This window comes from Bradyrhizobium sp. USDA 4474 (assembly GCF_054057515.1).
The window spans coordinates 4,735,633-4,754,713 of the sequence record NZ_JBSRZJ010000002.1; the positions used below are offsets into that span (position 1 = coordinate 4,735,633).

General features: G+C 59.9%; 17 protein-coding genes and 2 pseudogenes. 7 read left to right on the forward strand and 12 right to left on the reverse strand.

What is annotated here, in order from left to right:
* Nucleotides 1-376 precede the first annotated feature (376 nt).
* Nucleotides 377-3,064: a Ulp1 family isopeptidase gene (locus ACVW16_RS24180; protein WP_456763503.1), complete on the forward strand. Its 2,688-nt coding sequence runs from the start codon at nt 377-379 to the stop codon at nt 3,062-3,064.
* Between the two features lie 473 nt (nt 3,065-3,537).
* The gene (locus tag ACVW16_RS24185; RefSeq protein ID WP_456701581.1) at nt 3,538-4,557 is read left to right on the forward strand and encodes a DDE-type integrase/transposase/recombinase; all 1,020 of its coding nucleotides are present in this window, start codon (nt 3,538-3,540) and stop codon (nt 4,555-4,557) included.
* On the opposite strand, the pseudogene ACVW16_RS24190 reads toward ACVW16_RS24185, so the two are convergent.
* The 3 genes and pseudogenes from ACVW16_RS24190 to ACVW16_RS24200 form a co-directional block, all read right to left on the reverse strand.
* Nucleotides 4,555-5,112, reverse strand: a pseudogene (locus ACVW16_RS24190) (Mom family adenine methylcarbamoylation protein); the annotation flags it as partial. The gene ACVW16_RS24185 and the pseudogene ACVW16_RS24190 overlap by 3 nt on opposite strands.
* Nucleotides 5,057-5,563 (reverse strand): hypothetical protein, encoded by a 507-nt coding sequence (locus tag ACVW16_RS24195; protein ID WP_456701582.1) that lies wholly within the window; start codon nt 5,561-5,563, stop codon nt 5,057-5,059. The gene ACVW16_RS24195 and the pseudogene ACVW16_RS24190, both read right to left, overlap by 56 nt.
* A 453-nt stretch (nt 5,564-6,016) precedes the next feature.
* On the reverse strand, nt 6,017-8,743 hold the full coding sequence (locus tag ACVW16_RS24200; protein WP_456701583.1) for a Ulp1 family isopeptidase: 2,727 nt from the start codon (nt 8,741-8,743) through the stop codon (nt 6,017-6,019).
* A 322-nt stretch (nt 8,744-9,065) separates the two neighbouring features.
* Here ACVW16_RS24200 and ACVW16_RS24205 point away from each other — a divergent pair, with 322 nt between their 5' ends.
* The 3 genes from ACVW16_RS24205 (at nt 9,066) to ACVW16_RS24215 (ending at nt 11,830) form a co-directional block, all read left to right on the forward strand.
* Complete coding sequence (locus ACVW16_RS24205; RefSeq protein WP_456701584.1) at nt 9,066-9,206, forward strand: hypothetical protein; 141 nt, start codon at nt 9,066-9,068, stop codon at nt 9,204-9,206.
* 53 nt (nt 9,207-9,259) lie between these two features.
* Nucleotides 9,260-10,774 carry an ISNCY family transposase gene (locus tag ACVW16_RS24210; protein ID WP_456701585.1) on the forward strand — a complete coding sequence of 505 codons (1,515 nt, stop codon included), beginning with the start codon at nt 9,260-9,262 and terminating at the stop codon, nt 10,772-10,774.
* Nucleotides 10,775-10,903: 129 nt separating this feature from the next.
* On the forward strand, nt 10,904-11,830 hold the full coding sequence (locus ACVW16_RS24215) for a hypothetical protein (RefSeq protein WP_456802437.1): 927 nt from the start codon (nt 10,904-10,906) through the stop codon (nt 11,828-11,830).
* 163 nt (nt 11,831-11,993) lie between these two features.
* On the opposite strand, the gene ACVW16_RS24220 is transcribed toward ACVW16_RS24215, so the two are convergent.
* The 4 genes from ACVW16_RS24220 to ACVW16_RS24235 all read right to left on the reverse strand — a co-directional run bounded on the left by ACVW16_RS24220 (nt 11,994) and on the right by ACVW16_RS24235 (nt 13,665).
* Nucleotides 11,994-12,215 carry a hypothetical protein gene (locus ACVW16_RS24220; protein WP_456701587.1) on the reverse strand — a complete coding sequence of 74 codons (222 nt, stop codon included), beginning with the start codon at nt 12,213-12,215 and terminating at the stop codon, nt 11,994-11,996.
* Nucleotides 12,216-12,218: 3 nt separating this feature from the next.
* A complete protein-coding gene (locus ACVW16_RS24225) occupies nt 12,219-12,368 on the reverse strand; it encodes a hypothetical protein (RefSeq protein ID WP_456701588.1) in 150 nt (49 codons plus the stop codon).
* A 281-nt stretch (nt 12,369-12,649) separates the two neighbouring features.
* On the reverse strand, nt 12,650-12,949 hold the full coding sequence (locus tag ACVW16_RS24230) for a hypothetical protein (protein WP_456701589.1): 300 nt from the start codon (nt 12,947-12,949) through the stop codon (nt 12,650-12,652).
* Nucleotides 12,946-13,665, reverse strand: a complete 720-nt coding sequence (locus tag ACVW16_RS24235; protein WP_456701590.1) for a hypothetical protein — start codon at nt 13,663-13,665, stop codon at nt 12,946-12,948. Before ACVW16_RS24235 ends, ACVW16_RS24230 begins: the two co-directional genes overlap by 4 nt.
* Before the next feature lie 155 nt (nt 13,666-13,820).
* Between ACVW16_RS24235 and ACVW16_RS24240 the strand changes: the two are divergent.
* Nucleotides 13,821-14,538: pseudogene (locus ACVW16_RS24240) on the forward strand (IS3 family transposase); the annotation flags it as partial.
* Between the two features lie 296 nt (nt 14,539-14,834).
* Nucleotides 14,835-15,221, forward strand: a complete 387-nt coding sequence (locus ACVW16_RS24245; protein ID WP_456701591.1) for a hypothetical protein — start codon at nt 14,835-14,837, stop codon at nt 15,219-15,221.
* Between the two features lie 488 nt (nt 15,222-15,709).
* Here the strand turns inward: ACVW16_RS24245 and ACVW16_RS24250 are convergent, their stop codons facing one another.
* The 5 genes from ACVW16_RS24250 to ACVW16_RS24270 form a co-directional block, all read right to left on the reverse strand.
* Entirely contained in the window at nt 15,710-15,949 is a 240-nt protein-coding gene (locus ACVW16_RS24250; protein ID WP_456701592.1) for a hypothetical protein, read from the reverse strand.
* Between the two features lie 11 nt (nt 15,950-15,960).
* Nucleotides 15,961-16,305 (reverse strand): restriction endonuclease, encoded by a 345-nt coding sequence (locus ACVW16_RS24255; protein WP_456701593.1) that lies wholly within the window; start codon nt 16,303-16,305, stop codon nt 15,961-15,963.
* A gap of 189 nt (nt 16,306-16,494) precedes the next feature.
* Nucleotides 16,495-17,094, reverse strand: a complete 600-nt coding sequence (locus tag ACVW16_RS24260; RefSeq protein WP_456701594.1) for a hypothetical protein — start codon at nt 17,092-17,094, stop codon at nt 16,495-16,497.
* On the reverse strand, nt 17,069-17,779 hold the full coding sequence (locus tag ACVW16_RS24265) for a hypothetical protein (RefSeq protein WP_456701595.1): 711 nt from the start codon (nt 17,777-17,779) through the stop codon (nt 17,069-17,071). The genes ACVW16_RS24260 and ACVW16_RS24265 overlap by 26 nt, the downstream gene beginning before the upstream one ends.
* Nucleotides 17,739-18,785: a nucleoid-associated protein gene (locus ACVW16_RS24270; protein WP_456701596.1), complete on the reverse strand. Its 1,047-nt coding sequence runs from the start codon at nt 18,783-18,785 to the stop codon at nt 17,739-17,741. The genes ACVW16_RS24265 and ACVW16_RS24270 overlap by 41 nt, the downstream gene beginning before the upstream one ends.
* Between the last annotated feature and the right edge of the window lie 296 nt (nt 18,786-19,081).

Sequence of the window (19,081 nt, forward strand, 5' to 3'; positions counted from 1 at the left end):
CCAAACCCCATAAGAATACTGAGTGTCTTTTGTCCGTGTTGTGTAGCACCAGTGTTCGTTCCTCCAGCGGAAGACGCGCGTACGATATAAACATGGCGTAGCATTGCTGCGATGGCGGATTCTGCCGGGCGCATCGAACAAGATGGAGCAACGGACCGTTACGAACTCTGCCTCGTCAGCTTCTCGAAAGGCTGCCCGCGTACTGGTCTGTTGAAGTGATCTCGGACGTGAGGTTAGCTCGGCCCCGCACAATTTTGACCCATCCAATGTAACAGCTTGGTCGCAGGTGCAGCACGCCGTCTCGGGTGAGCCGCAGGCGGGGGAGGGCCTGCAAGAGGTCTTTGAGCAGCATTTGCGTGGGGCGGGCGAGGCCAACGTGGGAATTCGCGCCCGCGGGAGCCTATCGCCTTTCGATTATCCCTTTCTGTCTGACGTAGAGCGCAACCTCATCCACGCGGTGTTCCAGGATCCCGTTGCGAGCGGGAGGTTGGGACCGATCACCGCTGCATGTTACACCCAGGCTCTTGGTAGATTGGGGAATGATCTGGGGCAGCAGGGCAAGACGATTAACGAGCTCAATCACTCGTCGTTGGCCGCTCACGCTGAACAGTCATTCCCGAGTGACGCGAAAATGCGTCAGGCGTTGAAGGATCTTCATGAGCATCGCAGCGGCACGAATCATCTGGTCAAGGCGGCGATGCAGGAGGCCATCAGGAACCGGGGAGTGAAACCGGGCACCGCGAAAAATCACGCTACGGCTCTTCGCCAATTGGCAATAAGTCTTGCGTCTAGGGGTGAAACGCTTGCTGGACTCGATCACGAGACCTTGCTTGATCGAGCTAAAGCGGCATTCCCGGGTGACATGAGATTCCATCCCGCGTTGGTTTCGCTTTCTAAGTATTTTGCTGCCGGCGATTCAGCTGGCCGAAGCGGCGCCGGAGAGGACGCTTCCGGGACGGACGGCTCTCGGCAGGCCGCCTCCTCACCAATGCTGGCTCTCGTTCCAGAGGAGCTCCGGCGGCTGTTGGATGATCGACCCGACGAGTCGTCGATCATGGCTCCCCCGTCGCCCAGGTCAGGTGGGGTTCCGGCCGAAGTCTGGGACCTGTTCGATGATGCGGTCGAGGAGCCGCCGACGAATCCAGTGGAGCTTCAGCGGCTGGAACAGGGCTTCCGCGAAGAGCTTCACGGACGGCGAGACGATCAAGGCGTCCGCTCAGGTCTGGCTTTCGATGCAGAGCAGTTTCCTCCGGCGAAACTTCGGCGAGTGCTCAATCACCTGGATGATCAATCCATGCCTTCGCAAGCCTCGGTAGATCCAACGGAGCTTCTGCGACTGCAAGAGCAGCTTCACAACGAAATTCAGCGGCAGCCGGATGAACAACCCAGCCGGTCATTCTCCGTCGATCAAGAGTTCAATCTAGAGCAGTTCTCTCCAGGGGCGCTTCGGCGACTGCTGGACGCTGAGCTCGAGCAGCCGCAAGTCCCCGTCAATCCAACGCACCTCAATGCAGGCGCTGGCGTGCTGATGCAGGTTCCCCTCCACGAATTGGAGAGGCTGCCTACAATGCAGCACAGCGGGCACGAACAACCTGCTGCACTGAGCAGGAGCAGCGTCCTGTCGAGCGACGACAACCGACCGACCAACTTCGTGATCAACACTGACCGTTACACGGTGCTGTTCGTACCCCCCGGCATGACGAGGCAGAGCACCCCACTCCATCCGCCTAGCGCCGCCATTGGTTTCGGATCTCGATCGGAAAGCGCTCCGCAGCCCAACGCTCCGTCGGGCAATCAAGCCTCGCCAGCACTGCCTTCCCGCAGGATGGAGCAAGCCGCGCCGGCGTCCGATAGGGCTGAGGCGGTATCCAGAGCGCTCGGCGAGACTTTTGATGTGTCTTTGTCTGTCCCCGAGGATTTCTCCCACGGCACCCAGCCCGCGCCGGGTATGATGCGCTTCAGGCTGGGCCACTGGGGTCTGTTGCCGGATGTAGCACAGCGGGTAAAGACCTACGACATTCGCGGTGAACGCTACACGGCTGTATTGGGACCGGGAGGGCCCAATGATGTTCAGCTCATTCACCTGCGTTCTCCCGCTATCGGCGATACATTTGATGTTTCGTTCGCGGTCCCCAAGGATTTTTCTCATCGCACCCAGCCGGCCCCCGACATGATGCTGTCGACGCTGGGCAAGTGGGACTTCTTACCTGTCGCGGAACATCCAATGATGAACTACGAGATTGGCGGCGAACGCTACACGGCCGTTTTGGGACCGAAAGGACCCGACGACGTTCAACTCATCCATCATTCTCGAATTGCTGATAAGTCTGCGCCAGCGGCTCCGTCCGACGTCTACGACGTCCTTGATTTGCCGACCACACCGGAGGAGCTGACTGATTACGCGAACTATCTGTCGGCGTTCCCGCGCATACTCTCCGGTCCCGAGCTCGGGGCATCGGGTCCGGCGGCCTCATCCCACGACCGTAGCGGGCGGGCTCTCGGCGCCACGGAATGGCTGGGCGACGAGCATATCCAGAGGGACTACGAGCTCCTGACGCAGGAGTTGCAAATGAATTATCCAAATCTTGCAGCCCGAACGCGGTTCGTCGATCCTCTCATAGCCTTTCAGTTGAGTTGGGGCGCCGAGAGCGACGCGCTCAGCGCATTGCAGCGCATCGTCGATGATCCGAATGGCAATGATGGAGCCGACTTCCTATTCCTGCCAGTGAACGATGGCAGTGTGACCGATCCTAACGGCACCCATTGGTCGCTGCTACTCGTAGATCGCCGCACGCGAGGAGAGCCGGTCGCCTATCATTACGATTCCGTTCAGGGACACAATGACGAGCCTGCAGAGCGGCTCGCAGAACGGCTGGGCCTGACTCTGCAGCGAGCCGGCATGGCCCCGCAGCAGAACAGCTATGATTGCGGTGTGTTCGTGGTGGACGGCACACGGGAGCTGGTTCGACGATTGGCGCAAGGAGAGCGGCCACAAGGCGAGCCGCTGCACCTCAACAACCTCGTCGCCAATCGGCAGGCACTCCGGGACCGGCTTAGGGGTTGATCGCGAGTGCGCGTGTCGATTGTTCGCCGTCAGGGCTTGTGAGACAAGCATTGGGATTTTGCGGAGGGAGGATTTCTGGTTCATCGTAGCCACCAGGAGCGAAGATGAGACAGAAAGCCGGACCGGGCAAAGCGTCGGCAGACCAAGTGCTAAAGGACATTCGGCGCCAGACCCGCCGGCAGTATTCGGCGGAAGAGAAGATCCGCCTCGTGCTGGGAGGATTGCGCGGCGAGGAGAACATCTCCGAGTTTGTCGCCGAGAAGGCATTGCCGCCTCGATGTATTACGGCTGGTCGAAGGAGTTTCTCGAGGCCGGCAAGCGCCGCCTGGCCGGCGACACGGCACGAGCTGCGACCTCCGGCGAGGTGAAAGACCTCCGCCGGGACGCCGCCGCCTTGAAGGAGGCCGTCGCCGATCTGACCCTGCAGAACCGTCTGCTCAAAAAAAGTATAAACGGAGATGGGAGGACGAGGCATGAGGTATCCCGCCTCAGAGAAGGCCGAGATCATCCATTTGGTCGAGCAATGGCACCTTCCGGCCAAGCGCACACTGGACAAGCTCGGGATCCCGCGCGCCACATTCTATCGCTGGTATGATCGCTACCGCGAGGGAGGCGTTGAGGCGCTGGCCGATCATCGGTCTCGACCAGACCGGGTCTGGAACCGCATCCCGGACGATGTGCGGGGCCAGATCATCGACCTGGCGCTGGAGTTACCTGAGCTGTCGCCACGCGAGCTGGCCGTGCGGTTCACCGACGAACGAAAGTACTTTGTCTCCGAGGCGTCGGTCTATCGGCTGCTGAAGGCGCATGACCTCATCACCAGCCCGGCCTATGGTGATCAAGGCCGCGAACGAGTTCAAGGACAAGACGACGGCCGTCAACCAGCTCTGGCAGACCGACTTCACCTAGCTCAAGATCACCGGACGGGGTGGTACTATCTCTCGACCGTGCTTGACGACTTCTCGCGCTACATCGTCGCCTGGCGACTTGGTCCCACCATGTGCGCCTCCAATGTCACAGCCACCCTCGACCGGGCACTCGCCGCATCTGGCCTTGACCACATCGCCGTCGCGCACCGGCCAAGGCTTCTCAGCGACAATGGTTCGAGTTACGTGGCGGATGATCTGGCCGAGTGGCTCGACCAGAAGGGCATGCAGCACGTGCGCGGCGCGCCGTACCATCCTCAGACCAAGGGAAAGATCGAGCGCTGGCATCAGACGCTGAAGAACCGCATCCTGCTCGACAATTATTACCTACCCGGTGATCTCGAGCGTCAAGTGGGAGCCTTCGTCGAACACTATAATCACGTCCGCTATCATGAGAGTATCGACAACCTCACGCCAGCCGATGTCTACTTCGGCAGGGCTGAGGCGATGCTCGCAGAACGAAACCGCATCAAGCGCGACACCATCGCAAACCGCCGCTTGCAGCATCAATTGATAGATGTACCGCATCTGGTAGCCGTCGAGCGGCGTGCCCTGACCGGACCATGATCCGCCAGTCCTGGCGAAGTGGGCCGCGCGGTTCTTGCCGGTCACTTGCGTCATCTTGTGCGTGACCGGACCGTCGGGCAGTCGCAGAAGGCTCTTGTTCACCTTGATCCCGGTCAGGACGAAGCCCGACGCGCGATAGATCGTGCCGTCGCCGCACTGGCACCCATCGGCGAACGAGATCACCCAGCCGATGTGCGGATAGTTCTTCCTGATCATCCGCATCGCGATTGCCAGCGCTCGGCTTTCGCTATTGCGCGGCAGCGCCTCCGAGAAGGCGAGCCGGTTTAACTCGAGAAAACCGTTCCACGGCGTCTCGCGGACCAGCCCTTGAATGTTGCTCTTGTCCGTCGACGGGCCGAATGTCATCGCGCCTTCAAGGCGCCCGTTGAGGAAGACGCCGAGCGCGAGGGACGCGTTGTTGACCGTCTTGTGGCTGTAGTGGAGCCGGATGATCAGCGCGTCGGCGTCGCGCTTGGCGATCGGCGCGACGCGGATGTCCTTAGCCGTCGGTGACATGGCGCGCCAGGTATTCCTCGCAGATGCGCGCGAGCGCATTGCCCTGCGGCGACCGGTTCGGGTTCGCGTCGCCCGGCTTGCGCGGCAGGATCGCGAGCTTGATTGCGCGATCGACCGTCTCCCACTGATCGCCGTACAGAATGAACGTCATGTCGCGATATGGGGAGCGGTCGCCATCGGGCAATTCCGGCATCGCTTCCAGCTCGCCGACGCCGACCGAGAGCCGGGACAACTCGCTTTCGGTGATGCCGGTCAGCGATAGCTCAAAGCCGCCTTCGAGAAGGTCGTTCAATTCGAGTCGCAGCATCTCATCATCCCAATCGGACGCATCGGTCAGCCGATTGTCCGCGATGACATAGGCGCGCTTCTGCTGATCGCTCCACCCGCGCGCCACGATGACTGGCACCTCGGCGATGGCGAGCAGTGTGCCCGCCGCCAGTCGGCCGTGACCGGCCAGAACCATGCCGTCATCCGCCGCGAGGATCGGCATCGTCCAGCCCCACTGGCGGATCGATGCCGCGATCTGCTCGATTTGCTCGGCCGAGTGGCGCCGCGAATTCCGCTCATAGGGCCGCAAACGATCGATGGGCCATATTTCCATGGCCCGCCTGCCGACTAAGATATCCATGATTTGCCGTCTTCTGTAGCAGGCAGCACCTGCTGGTGATCGCAATAATTCGTCACGATTCGCGCCGAATCAATTCTGGCAGAATGGTCTCTTCAGGAAGCCACCCGCCTGGTCTTGATGCACAGCACGATTCGCTTTTCTAACCGCTTAGCGGCAGTTGTGACCTTCTCACTGCGTTCTTAACGGCGTCGCCCCCTACTGGTCCTCCTGCATTCAGCTGATTTCGTGCGCTTGCTCGCGGCGACAGGGGCCGATCCTGAAACGCCGCCGAAAACCCTAGAGGTCGACACGACTACCGGACGGGCGCACTCGCGATCAACCCCTAAGCCGGTCCCGGAGTGCCTGCCGATTGGCGACGAGGTTGTTGAGGTGCAGCGGCTCGCCTTGTGGCCGCTCTCCTTGCGCCAATCGTCGAACCAGCTCCCGTGTGCCGTCCACCACGAACACACCGCAATCATAGCTGTTCTGCTGCGGGGCCATGCCGGCTCGCTGCAGAGTCAGGCCCAGCCGTTCTGCGAGCCGCTCTGCAGGCTCGTCATTGTGTCCCTGAACGGAATCGTAATGATAGGCGACCGGCTCTCCTCGCGTGCGGCGATCTACGAGTAGCAGCGACCAATGGGTGCCGTTAGGATCGGTCACACTGCCATCGTTCACTGGCAGGAATAGGAAGTCGGCTCCATCATTGCCATTCGGATCATCGACGATGCGCTGCAATGCGCTGAGCGCGTCGCTCTCGGCGCCCCAACTCAACTGAAAGGCTATGAGAGGATCGACGAACCGCGTTCGGGCTGCAAGATTTGGATAATTCATTTGCAACTCCTGCGTCAGGAGCTCGTAGTCCCTCTGGATATGCTCGTCGCCCAGCCATTCCGTGGCGCCGAGAGCCCGCCCGCTACGGTCGTGGGATGAGGCCGCCGGACCCGATGCCCCGAGCTCGGGACCGGAGAGTATGCGCGGGAACGCCGACAGATAGTTCGCGTAATCAGTCAGCTCCTCCGGTGTGGTCGGCAAATCAAGGACGTCGTAGACGTCGGACGGAGCCGCTGGCGCAGACTTATCAGCAATTCGAGAATGATGGATGAGTTGAACGTCGTCGGGTCCTTTCGGTCCCAAAACGGCCGTGTAGCGTTCGCCGCCAATCTCGTAGTTCATCATTGGATGTTCCGCGACAGGTAAGAAGTCCCACTTGCCCAGCGTCGACAGCATCATGTCGGGGGCCGGCTGGGTGCGATGAGAAAAATCCTTGGGGACCGCGAACGAAACATCAAATGTATCGCCGATAGCGGGAGAACGCAGGTGAATGAGCTGAACATCATTGGGCCCTCCCGGTCCCAATACAGCCGTGTAGCGTTCACCGCGAATGTCGTAGGTCTTTACCCGCTGTGCTACATCCGGCAACAGACCCCAGTGGCCCAGCCTGAAGCGCATCATACCCGGCGCGGGCTGGGTGCCGTGGGAGAAATCCTCGGGGACAGACAAAGACACATCAAAAGTCTCGCCGAGCGCTCTGGATACCGCCTCAGCCCTATCGGACGCCGGCGCGGCTTGCTCCATCCTGCGGGAAGGCAGTGCTGGCGAGGCTTGATTGCCCGACGGAGCGTTGGGCTGCGGAGCGCTTTCCGATCGAGATCCGAAACCAATGGCGGCGCTAGGCGGATGGAGTGGGGTGCTCTGCCTCGTCATGCCGGGGGGTACGAACAGCACCGTGTAACGGTCAGTGTTGATCACGAAGTTGGTCGGTCGGTTGTCGTCGCTCGACAGGACGCTGCTCCTGCTCAGTGCAGCAGGTTGTTCGTGCCCGCTGTGCTGCATTGTAGGCAGCCTCTCCAATTCGTGGAGGGGAACCTGCATCAGCACGCCAGCGCCTGCATTGAGGTGCGTTGGATTGACGGGGACTTGCGGCTGCTCGAGCTCAGCGTCCAGCAGTCGCCGAAGCGCCCCTGGAGAGAACTGCTCTAGATTGAACTCTTGATCGACGGAGAATGACCGGCTGGGTTGTTCATCCGGCTGCCGCTGAATTTCGTTGTGAAGCTGCTCTTGCAGTCGCAGAAGCTCCGTTGGATCTACCGAGGCTTGCGAAGGCATGGATTGATCATCCAGGTGATTGAGCACTCGCCGAAGTTTCGCCGGAGGAAACTGCTCTGCATCGAAAGCCAGACCTGAGCGGACGCCTTGATCGTCTCGCCGTCCGTGAAGCTCTTCGCGGAAGCCCTGTTCCAGCCGCTGAAGCTCCACTGGATTCGTCGGCGGCTCCTCGACCGCATCATCGAACAGGTCCCAGACTTCGGCCGGAACCCCACCTGACCTGGGCGACGGAACACCATCCCCCCCGGTTCCCCGAGAACCGCTCGGACCTGATACTTGTTTCGCATCAAGCTGGTCACGAAACTTCCGCAACGCGGAGATGAGATTTTTGTTCTTCGGAAGCAACTCATGAGCGAATTTGACTCGCGAGTCGTGATCCAACTTAGATATGCTCTGGCCCACGCCCTTAAGCGCCTTAGAAAATCGGCGAAGAGCATCCCGATAAGAAGAAAAGGAGTCGTCTTTGAGTTTGCCGGGATTGGTCAGCTGCTCTATGAAAGGGGCGTCTTCCGCTGAGGGGGCCGCGCGTCGCGCACCACCAGCAACATAGCGGATGTTCAACCCCGTTATAATAAAATTGTCTGGAATGTGAGCTTTGGCGTGCTTGGCCAGCGACTGGTGATCCGTTAGATCGGTCGATAGGCCACGAGCGCGGATATCATTTATCAATCGGCGGAGTCTTGCAGCATATTGATAGACCGGTGCCTCTTTCCGCGAACTTGCATATTGGGCAATCGCCTTGTCGATAATGTCCCGATCTTCCGTAGAGAGATGGGGAAGTTGGTTCCGGCGACGGCCACGGCTGGAGACAGGAGCCGGATCGGGTGGCCGCGCCTCGGGCAAGTGCTGCTCAAAGCCCTCTTGCCTAGCCTGGCCCACCTGCGTCTCTTCCGAGACGTCGTGCTGCACCTGCGACCAAGCTGTTGCGTTGGATGGGTCAAAGTTCTGCCGGTCCACGCTAGCCTCACGTCCAAGATCCCCTGAGCAAACCCTAGTCGCGCGAGCTTTCGAGAAGCTGACTAGGCCGTAGAGCCGCGGCAGGATATTGCTCGGCTTGCCCGAGGTGCGTCTGAGAGCCGATTCCCGGTTTATTGGCCGCTTCCCGCCCGTCCGGGGCTCAATCAAAGCCCAAAACGGAAAGCCCCTGATATGCGCAAGGTGCGCGGTCCCGCGATCCCGCGCCGCTCCGGGCGAACGGTAGGACCCGGTGCAAAACGGATAGGCGCGCCCCGACTCGTGTTAAAGCAAGGGCCGGTCAACCCCGGATTGTTGGTCCACCATGTTGCAGTCTACGCCTGACGAGAAACAGGCCATCATCGACTATATGAACTGGCAGGCGCCCGACCTGATCGTCGAGTTGCGGCGCGGCAATCAGGATGGAAGAGCGCATTGCCTCGCCCTAATTGTTACCGGATGCTGAGCCGTTGCCTCACGTAAATTGCTCCCTTGGATCGGGAGCGAGCGGGGGCGAAGATGGGGTGGCTAAGCATGGCAACGCGGAAGGAACTGACGGCGGCAGCAGGCGCGCGCTATCGGCGTTCGGATCGCGCGAAGAAGACGCGGATATTGGACGAGTTCGTCGACATCACCGGATTCCATCGCAAGCATGCGATGCGACTACTTCGAGGTCAGGAAGACGCGCGCCCAAGCCGAAGGGCGCGACGTCGAATGTATAATGAGGTAGAACACAACGCGCTCGTGCTCCTTTGGGAGGCGTCAGACCGGATCTGCGGGAAGCGGCTGAAGGCGTTAATGCCTGCGTTGATTGAGGCGATGGAACGGCATGGCCACCTCGACCTTGCCCCCGAGATCCGCGACAAACTTTTGGCAATGAGCGCTGCGACGATCGACCGCGCATTGGTGCGGGTCCGAGAAGGATTAGGTCGCAAGCGTCGGCGGCACGCGACGCACTCGTTGCGTCGCAGTGTTCCAATAAGGACGTCGGCAGATTGGAATGATCCGGCGCCTGGATTCGTCGAGGCCGACCTTGTCGCGCATAGCGGTCCATCTGCGCGCGGCAGCTTCATCCAGACCCTCGTGCTCACCGACATTGCTACCGGCTGGACGGAGTGCGCTCCTCTGATCGTGCGCGAACAGACGCTGTTGAGCACGGTCCTGACGGAATTGCGCAAACAATTGCCTTTTGCGCTGCTCGGCTTCGATACTGACAATGATACGGTGTTCATAAACGAGACGCTGAAAGCCTACTGCGAGGCGGCCAACATCGTCTTCACGCGCTGCCGGCCCTACCGAAAAAATGACCAGGCGTTCGTCGAGCAGAAGAACGGCGCCGTCGTGCGCAGGATAGTCGGCTATCGTCGGTTCGAGGGCCTGGAAGCGGCCAAGCTGCTGGCTGAACTCTATCGATCGGCGCGGCTGTTCGTGAACTTCTTCCAACCCTCGTTCAAATTGATAGCCAAGCAGCGCGAAGGTGCCCGTGTACGCAAGACATACAGCGCGCCGGCTACACCACACCAGCGCCTGGCAGCGGACGCCCGCACGCCTGACGCTGTCCGCCATCATCTCCAAGAAATCTATGCCGCTCTCGATCCAGTCGCGTTGTTGCGCGACATCCGCGACGTGCAGGAGCGCCTCGCGGCCCTCGCTGATACCCAACCAATCGGCCATCCTGCTGTGGCATCGCAACCGATCGATCGCTTCCTGGCAAGCTTGCGCACGGCCTGGAAGGACGGAGCCATGCGACCGACGGATCGGCCACTCGTGAAGACGAAAAGAGGCCGACGTCGTCCCGACCCGCTGATCCGGGCAACGCCAGATTTGCGAAAATGGTTTGACGCTGAGCCTTGGCGGACTGGCAGCGAACTGCTCTCGCGCTTGCAGATGGAATATCCTGGAGCCTATCCGAAGAAGCTTCTTCGAACCCTTCAACGTCGGCTGAAATCCTGGCGCAGCGAGCAAGCGAATGCGCTGCTGTTCGCTCCTAGCGAGAAAACGCCGCCAGGGTACGAGGTCACAACACCCCAATGACGTGCGAGGTACCAGCGGAGGAGGCCGGGCGCTCCGAAACCCCGGCCATCTCCGCACCCGGCCTCCTCCTCAACTCAGGCCAGGAGCAAAATAAATGAGGCAACCGATCGCACCCGGGAGCATCAGTACATGAGGCAATACGGCTTCCCATCCAGATTGTCGCGCTATATCGAGTTCTTGCAAAAGGTCTATGCCGAGAACGTGCTGAGCCATCAGCATGTGGCTTGGGATGTTCACACCAACGTCGATCGGTGGTGGGTCATCACCAATCCGACCAACCTGTACTCCCAAGAGCAGTTCCCGAACATGGACTTGGCCGTGACGTTTCATGTCCGGCTCTGCTTGCGCATGCCCCGCAGCCAACAGCCAAAGCTGTCAGAACTCCCGGTCGAGCCGCTTGCGGCTTGCTTTCGCCACTTGACCGAGGCGTCCGACGCCCTCGCGAACGCACAAGAGGTCAGCGACTTCCAAGCCGTCGGCGTACGCTGCCGCGAGGCATTGCTTGCGTTCACGAGCGCTGCGCAAGTGATCGTGCCTTGGGAGGGCGATGAAGGCAGCAAACCTAAGCAGGCGGACTTCAAGGCGTGGGCGGACCACATCTGTTCGACTTGCCTCGGTGGTCAGAAGCACGAGCAGCGGCGCCACCTTTTCAAGACGCTGCTGGACGAGTCGTGGCGCTTTTCCAACTGGCTCACCCACGCCAAGGCTTCCACTTGGCACGACGAAGAGGCCGCGACGACCACGGTGGAACATGCTCTTGGCCTGGCGGCGTCTCTCGTGATCCGCCATCTCCGTGGCGTGCCCGACGCATGTCCCGCGTGCGGCTCGAACCGGCTATCTCCTCAACGCGGGTTTCACTCAAGCGTGCCCGATGTCGAGTGGGAACGGCCGACATGCGAGAAGTGCGGGTGGACTGGCGAGCCGGTGCCGATCCTTGGCGATCCCGATGCCTACGTTGCGGAGGACGAAGATCGTCCGCCGCCCGAGGGCGAGTGCGTTACACCCACCGTGCCGCTCCGGGAACTTCGGAAGCCGTCCGGAAGGCGTAGCGAGTAGTTTTAGTCGTGCCATGTCGCCCGCCAACCCTTGCGGTCGACACAGGCAAGCACGCGCTGTCGATCCCAGCCGATCATGTAGCGGAGGATGGGCGCCGTCCGTACCACTAGCCGGGTCCGATCGAAGACCACGGCTGCAAAGAAGTGGGGTGCGTCGATCACGATCAAGGGCGCCGGGCGCGAGCCTTGTCGAGTTCGAGCAGTTCGACCTTGAGGGCATGGTCGCGGAAGCCGAGGGACATCAGCGCATTGTGGGCATCCGTCCACGACAGCGTGCCCGCGACATAACGCTCGACGATGTTCCGATAGTAGGCGCGCCATTGCGCGAGGTATGCGGGATCGAGCCGGTTGATCGACCTGTCTCGCGCCACGCGCTGGATCAGCATGGGTCAGTCCTTATAGGGCGGCACGCCCTGCGGGGGATCTTCCGGCTGGGGCTGCTGCTGTTCGGATTGATCCGCCGGCGACTGCTCGCGTGCGGCATGGTCCGCCTGCGTCTTGTCCTTGTGCTTGTCGTCGTCGCTCGGTTTGGTCGCCATGGCTCTCTCCCTGTTAGCGGCGCCGCGTGGACATGGCGCGGATGACCGCAAGCGCGAGGTTGAGCGACATCTCCTGCCGCATCACCTCGGCAAAGTCCTTGTAGAACGGCACGTCTTACCGGATCGGCACCGAGGGCCGCAGCGAATACATCAGCTTGATGCGCCCCTTCGCCGCGCGGGATCGTGGCGATATAGATCGCCGCCACGCCGAAAGCGATCAGATACTCGCGCTCCGCACCACGCGGGATTTCAAAGTCCATTACGCGACCTTCTCGTGCATCCTAAAAAACCTTGACAAGCTCGGCGCGGAGACCTTCCGCGATGACATCGCAGCCGCGATCATGGTTCGCCCGCCATGTGTCGGCATACCGATAGCTCCCATGGAATTCGTCGCAGTGGAAACAGCGGAAGAAAAAGCCGTCCGCATCGCAGCGGATGGACAGGCACTTGTGGGTCTTCTTGCGCCGCAGATGTGAGCAAGCCGGGCACCGGATTTCGTGCGTCCCGCTGTGCGAGCGCGGATTGAATCCGATCCGGGCGAACATCCGCAGCACTTCGTCGAGGGGCAGATGCCGGGTCATGGCTGCACCACCCTCGGCGGCTCATGCTCGGGTGGGGCCCGGATGATCGCTCCGATGTACTCGCGCGGATCATGCTTGGTGGACGCCTGCTCGATCGCAGCACGCGCCAATGGGACTTTGCCGCCCTTGGCATTGAGCAATCGCGAGACGAGACCTCCGGCAGCACTGCCGAGGACTTCCTTGCCGCGTCGGAACAGTTCCGTTTCCGCGTCAGACGGCGGTGGCCGAGGCGGGCCGAGCTCACCGCCCAAATCCAGTTCGCTCGAACCCGAGCGCGCGCCGACAGGCGCGGCATGGTCCACGGTCCTAGGTCCATGGTCCACGGTCCTAGGTCCAAGGTCCGTCGATGAAGCCTCGCGAGGGCTCGGGAGTAATCGCGTGCCTTCGCTGACAACCGGCAAACGCGACGGCGTCGGGCGATCAGTTTTCTGATGTTTCAGCCAGTTATCGACCTGCAGATAGGTCGAGCCCTCAACCTCATAACGGGTGATGCAACCATGACGCTCAAGCTCGGCGAGCCAGCCATCGATCGGGCTCGGCGCATCGTCGTCGTATGGGTAGAGAAGGCTCGCGAGCATTCGCGAGGCCGCGCGAGCCCTCCCTTCGTCGTCGGCGAGGGTCCATAGCTGGATGAAAAGCAGGCGCGCGTCCCGGGACAGTTTGCCGATGGTCTCTGATTGCGGAAACTCGGGCTTGATCGTCCTGATGCGCGCCATCAGACCTCCCGGCGTTGGCACGAAAGATGGCGGTCGCGAAACCTGGCGGCGTTATGCTGCGGGTGAAGGAGGCGTCCGCGTTCATGCAATCCTCCGCTGGAACAGGGGTGAGGTTTGCAGCGCGAGCTTCGGGTCGAACACCGAGGCTTGATAGTGCCAGAGCGCAAACGCAGGCTGCCCTCGAACAGAAGATCAGGGAGATCTGCCATGTTCGTATCCGCTACGGCTATCGCCGTGTTCACGTCTTGCTCCGCCGCGAAGGCTGGCGTCACGGCCAGAACAAGACCCGACGCATCTATCGTGAATTGGGCCCGCAATTGCGCAACAAAACGCCCAAGCGCCAGGTCAAGGCCAAGCTGCGCGACGACAGCCGGCCAGCGACGCGGGTCAACGAGACCTGGGCGATGGATTTTGTCCACGATCAGCTGGCGACGGGGCATAAGCTGCGCGTGCTCACGATCGTCGATATCTTCTCCCGCTTCTCACCGGTGCTGCAGCCACAGTTCAGCTTCCGCGGCAGCCACGTCGTGGCGATCCTGGAAAGGGCCTGCAAGGAAGTGGGATTCCCGGCGACGATCCGAGTCGATCAAGGCAGCGAGTTCGTGAACTTGACCTATGGGCCTACCAACGCGGTGTCACGCTGGACTTCTCCAGGCCCGGCAAGCCAACCGACAACGCGTTCATCGAGGCCTTCAACGGCCGCTTCCGGGTCGAATGTCTCAACGCCCACTGGTTCCTGTCCCTTGCGGACGCCCAGGAAAAGTGGAGACTTGGCCAGATACTATAACGAAGAACGGCGCCTACGGCGCGATCGGCAATCGACCGCCGATTTTGCTGCACAACCACGTCGGCGCAACCAGCCCGCCAATGTGACAGAGGCGCAAAACTCTAGTTCTGGGTTGTCCAAAGTTCGGTCTCGCTACAGCAAAAAAGAGGCTCTAGCCGCTGCTGGATGAAAACTCAGTGGCAGGCAGGTACCTAACGGAGCCTGCCGGGCTAAAACTCCGCCGCTAGCATGCTCACATTGTGTGTCGTCTGAAGTCAGTCCGTGGACCTAACCTACCAAGAGAGGTAACTATCCCATATTGGAGATCGTGTTACCCTCTGAGGATCGGAGGGAATTGAGCCGCCGAACCAATTACAACCTATGGTCAGAAATGAGAGATCCAATGGCAGCGAGCATAGCCGAAGACGAGAAACGCCGTACACAACAAGTGCCGCAAGCGGCCCAAGCATCGGCCGCTGGGCCAGGTGGCGCGACCGAGCACACTAGAGAGTCGACGGCCGCCACGCGCGCTTCATTCGTCTTTCCAGAATGGCAGAAGTCGATCGAAGCAACGACAAGTTTCTTCACGGCGATTTTGCAGGACGGATTGAGATTGACTGCTTCCTCTTTGCACGATCACGCCAATTTTCTAAAAGGCGTTGCCGAGGTCAAAAGTGCCTCCGATTTGCTGAAAAGCTATCTAGACTTGGCGGAGCGATCCTGGTCGAGGTCCTTTAGTGAAGGATCGAAGCTGTTGGATAATCTCAAGATACAACAAAATCAGCGGTGAGCAGTCGAATCGATCTATAAATGACATAAGTGACGAGCTTGGGCGGTTGCCTAATACTTGCCCAAGATCGACTGATCGGCCGGTCTGATTGCGATGCGAGCAGCAAGCCCGGCCAAGTATTATGTCCACACTTTGCATTAGCCGCGATCGCAGCAGCGAACCGCATCGCTGAGTGCCGGCGTGCCGCAGTCCAGGCGCACCTTGAAGCCGCGAGCTAAAGCCCACTGGCAGCAGGATTCTATGCCAGGAGCGCGTCGGTTTCTGTCTTGGACAAGCCGTGAGTACACGGAGCGTCGTGGTGATCATGCGAATGATCGACGTTGTGCTGGGCGACGATCGCATCGCGGAAATAGTAGGCGATCCAGACGGCTGAGATTGGCCAGGCCGCGGCTTTCACGACCTCAACTAACAGCTTTAGGTATTCCACAATCTTATCTCTCTACGGCAGCGGCGTTGGACCGCCGAAGTTGAAGTGAGTTTCGACTGCGTCAGATCTTCTGGCCGACTTTATCGACCAGCGCGGAATCTCTACTCCGCCTGGACTTGTCGGCAGGACTTCGCCAGAGGCGACGTTCACGCCAAAACGCTTCTTTACGACGAACAACGTGCAGAAATATGCCGCAGGTTGAGATAGTCAGAGAGCCGCGACCGTCCTCATGCTCCGATGCAAAATGTAGCCCGGCCAGCGATACCTCGGGTGCGAGAAAGGCATCGGGCAGCTCCACCAAGCTCGCACCTCTTAGACCGTGGATGGATTCGCGACCTTTTGCTCGCTTCCATCACGCGAACGCGACCCTCGATCGCGGTGAAGTTGTGGAACAAGCCAACGATTGTGACAAGTGCGAATCCAATCAAAGGATTCCGCCTCAGCCAACTCCATGCACGTCAGGTTCAGTGCCTTGGCCTTGGTGCGGGCCGTGCTCGTAAAACCGTTGGCGGCAACTACGATTCCGTGGTGAATTCCAGTCTTTTCGCACTTTTTGGCGAAGGCCTCGCTCTGAGGAACTCCTACCTTTCGCCCTTGCTCCCTGCTCTCAATGGTGGTCAGATTCGGCCCGTGATGGGCACGACGGATAATCACCACGTCATGTCACGAAGCCGACCGGTGTCCTTGTCAACCTTAAAGAGGAAGCGACGGTAACTCCGTCCTGGTGCGCGAACATGCGCTCCAAGATGGCGACGAGATTATGGAATCGCTGACCAGGTCGTTCAAGAGAGACGATTTCTTTCGCGGCGTAGATCGTACCCCTCAAATTACAGAAGTTTCTCGAAATTACGGCCGCTTTGCCGGAAGTGGCGCAACTGGTACTGGGCTTGGCGCGACGCCTGCGGCGGGGCTCGAAGGTGGGGGCGTTGCATCGTATAAGGTGTGCACGCCGGCGACAACGAGAGCGATGACCAACACCGCATACACAACAAGCAGGACGCCGCGGGTCTCACGATAGTTTTTCATCGCTTGTTCGATCGGCGTTTCCGCGATTTCTTCCCGCTCGCGAACCGAGATGTAGCTATAAAGGCTCTGCATCCAGCTCCGCCGGGAAGAAGCCTGGCATTCGAAAAACGCCCCATTGATCCGCCACTGTAACGCGAATGACAAACCGACGAATATTGCGGCAGCAAAATAGAACAGGGAAGAGATGAGAGGACCAGGCGTCTTGGCCGCGTCACCCACGATCTTCAATATGAAAGGCGCCGCCGAGACGGCCAAGTCGCGCCAGAGTGTCGCCGCAAGATCCTGCGCTCGTTGTGCGACCTTTTGTGTTTCATCAACAACCGTTTTGCGGAGATCGGCCAGCGCCTTCAGAGTCTCGCGGCTCGACGATTGGACGTGAGCTTCATAGGCTGCCTTAGCCGCCTCGAGCGCTTGGTCCAATGTCGTGACAAGATCCTGCTGAGGACGGCTCGCCCGAGCCAACTCGCCGGAAAAGAGCAGGTGGCGTGCCTCGACATCCGTCCCCGCCTAACAATCTGCGCGCAGCCACCGTTTCCCATGATTGATACCCTGGCGATGAAGCTGCCGGTGCGGCCACCAGCATCCAGGGATTGAGATCGGTGACGACCTCACGATCCGGAACAAAGTCGCGTACATAGCGAGTGGGGTCGATGCGACCAAGCAGGGATTCCGGAGGCGGAACCGGCTGCGCCAAATCCCATGAAGCGACTTCCAGTCCTCGCGCGCGAAATGCCTGTGTGGAATTGAAATCGACGATCGCGAGACGGGGCAGGACAGACCGTTGCGTCAAATAATGTGGAATACTCGATTGGAAAATAAAGAAGGCGCAAGCTGGGGCGGCTGGCTTTCCAAGCGTGATCACGACCTCGCGTGTCGCATCGAAGACATCCGCCGTGACGAGATCGCCACCCAAGGCCGGATTATAAACTTGCAATGATGAGAACGGCGATGGGACTTCGTCGGCGAAGGCGAGCCAGGCCACCTGCGCACCGGCGGACGGCAGCCGCCCTCGCAACACAAGGGCGTCAACACGTTCGTCCGCCGAGGTGCCGTTCGCGACTAGCTCACGAACGCGTTCGAGCAGATGTGTTGAGCTCGAAGTCATCGAGTGTGATCTTGTCCTTGATGATGATCTCGCCCCTGTCGGGATTCACCGAAATTACGGACGGCGTCAAACCGACGGGGAAGGTAAGTTTGACCCCGCTTGCCGTCTCGACGCGGCGGTTTCTGGGCGCCTGAATCGCGTTCTTTTGGAGGACGAACGATTCTCCTGCCATTCCTTCACGTTTCAGCCTTGCCTTGAAGTCGGTCACGACCGGGCTGTCGTCGGGCAGCGGTCCGAAAATGCTTTTCAGCCAATTTTGAGCGCTTTCGCCGTCGACTGAACCACCTGACTGGCTGGCATCGAATAGGCGTTGCGCCAGATTTTTCATGGTGCCCTGCGGAAGGATGTCTTTGTGCTTGTAGGCAATGTTGCGCGTGACATCGACGATTGCCTTGGTCAGTTCCTCCTCCGTTCGCTGGCGCCGCACCAGCAAGAATCGCTCAAAATAAGCCGCAGGCCGCTGCGGATTCTGACGATCGACAACGCAGATTTCGTCGCCGTCTTTGCGCAGCTTGATGAGCGCGGCTTTCTGCAAAGCGTTGCGATTTTGAACAAAGGTCCGCTCGATTTCGCCGAAGGTCGGCCGGGGCTTTCCCGAACGTCCGCGGCTGATATCGTAGTCGTAGGTAAGAACCTTCTCGTCCTCGAATTTCAAAAGGGCAAACAGCCGGCCGCTCGAGCAGGATAGCGAGAAGATCAGGAAGGCGCCGACAGCCGTGCTGTCGTGAGCTTCATTGAACGCCGTTGCGAGCTTCTCGCTTTCCTCCTGGAAAGTTGCTTTATCCCGGCCGATCCGTGCGAGTTGCGCCCGCACCGGTGAGTCCGCCATGAATTCGTATCGATTTCCACTGTTGACCGATCCGGCACGGCCCAGGAAAAAGGGCGCGTGTTGGCCGGCATCGAAAGCCGTGAGCAGCTGCAAGTGTTCCTCTCCGGGGCCGACGATATGAAATACGCTCTGGTCAATGCGCAGGCTTTCGAACTCCTGCTCAGTAAGGGAGGCCATAAATCACCCTAGAACAAATGGAGAACGTTGGCAATCTGCGATTCTCTTCCAATTATGTCGCATCCCGTTAAGAATCCTGCACTTTTGTCAGAAATTCTACTTTTAATTGTGACAACGATGCAATTAGCGTATTGCGCGGTCGAGCGCGGCGGCTCTTCGATTTGTTGAGGGTCTTCACTCGCCCAAGTCCGATGCCGCAATTCGGGTGACGTGAATATTTTTCGTAAAATTTAGCTTGCGGGAAGCTTTTTCATGGTGTGAGATCTAATTTCGGCCGGAAGGCGAGATGGCAAACG

Excerpts from the sequence above, each read along its gene's own strand:
- ACVW16_RS24225 (WP_456701588.1), bottom strand. The coding sequence starts at position 12,368 with ATGGCGACCAAACCGAGCGACGACGACAAGCACAAGGACAAGACGCAG.
- ACVW16_RS24205 (WP_456701584.1), top strand. The coding sequence starts at position 9,066 with ATGTTGCAGTCTACGCCTGACGAGAAACAGGCCATCATCGACTATATG.
- ACVW16_RS24245 (WP_456701591.1), top strand. The coding sequence starts at position 14,835 with ATGGCAGCGAGCATAGCCGAAGACGAGAAACGCCGTACACAACAAGTG.
- ACVW16_RS24185 (WP_456701581.1), top strand. The coding sequence starts at position 3,538 with ATGAGGTATCCCGCCTCAGAGAAGGCCGAGATCATCCATTTGGTCGAG.
- ACVW16_RS24210 (WP_456701585.1), top strand. The coding sequence starts at position 9,260 with ATGGGGTGGCTAAGCATGGCAACGCGGAAGGAACTGACGGCGGCAGCA.
- ACVW16_RS24270 (WP_456701596.1), bottom strand. The coding sequence starts at position 18,785 with ATGGCCTCCCTTACTGAGCAGGAGTTCGAAAGCCTGCGCATTGACCAG.
- ACVW16_RS24230 (WP_456701589.1), bottom strand. The coding sequence starts at position 12,949 with ATGACCCGGCATCTGCCCCTCGACGAAGTGCTGCGGATGTTCGCCCGG.
- ACVW16_RS24215 (WP_456802437.1), top strand. The coding sequence starts at position 10,904 with ATGAGGCAATACGGCTTCCCATCCAGATTGTCGCGCTATATCGAGTTC.
- ACVW16_RS24235 (WP_456701590.1), bottom strand. The coding sequence starts at position 13,665 with ATGGCGCGCATCAGGACGATCAAGCCCGAGTTTCCGCAATCAGAGACC.
- ACVW16_RS24265 (WP_456701595.1), bottom strand. The coding sequence starts at position 17,779 with ATGACTTCGAGCTCAACACATCTGCTCGAACGCGTTCGTGAGCTAGTC.
- ACVW16_RS24195 (WP_456701582.1), bottom strand. The coding sequence starts at position 5,563 with ATGCCGATCCTCGCGGCGGATGACGGCATGGTTCTGGCCGGTCACGGC.
- ACVW16_RS24220 (WP_456701587.1), bottom strand. The coding sequence starts at position 12,215 with ATGCTGATCCAGCGCGTGGCGCGAGACAGGTCGATCAACCGGCTCGAT.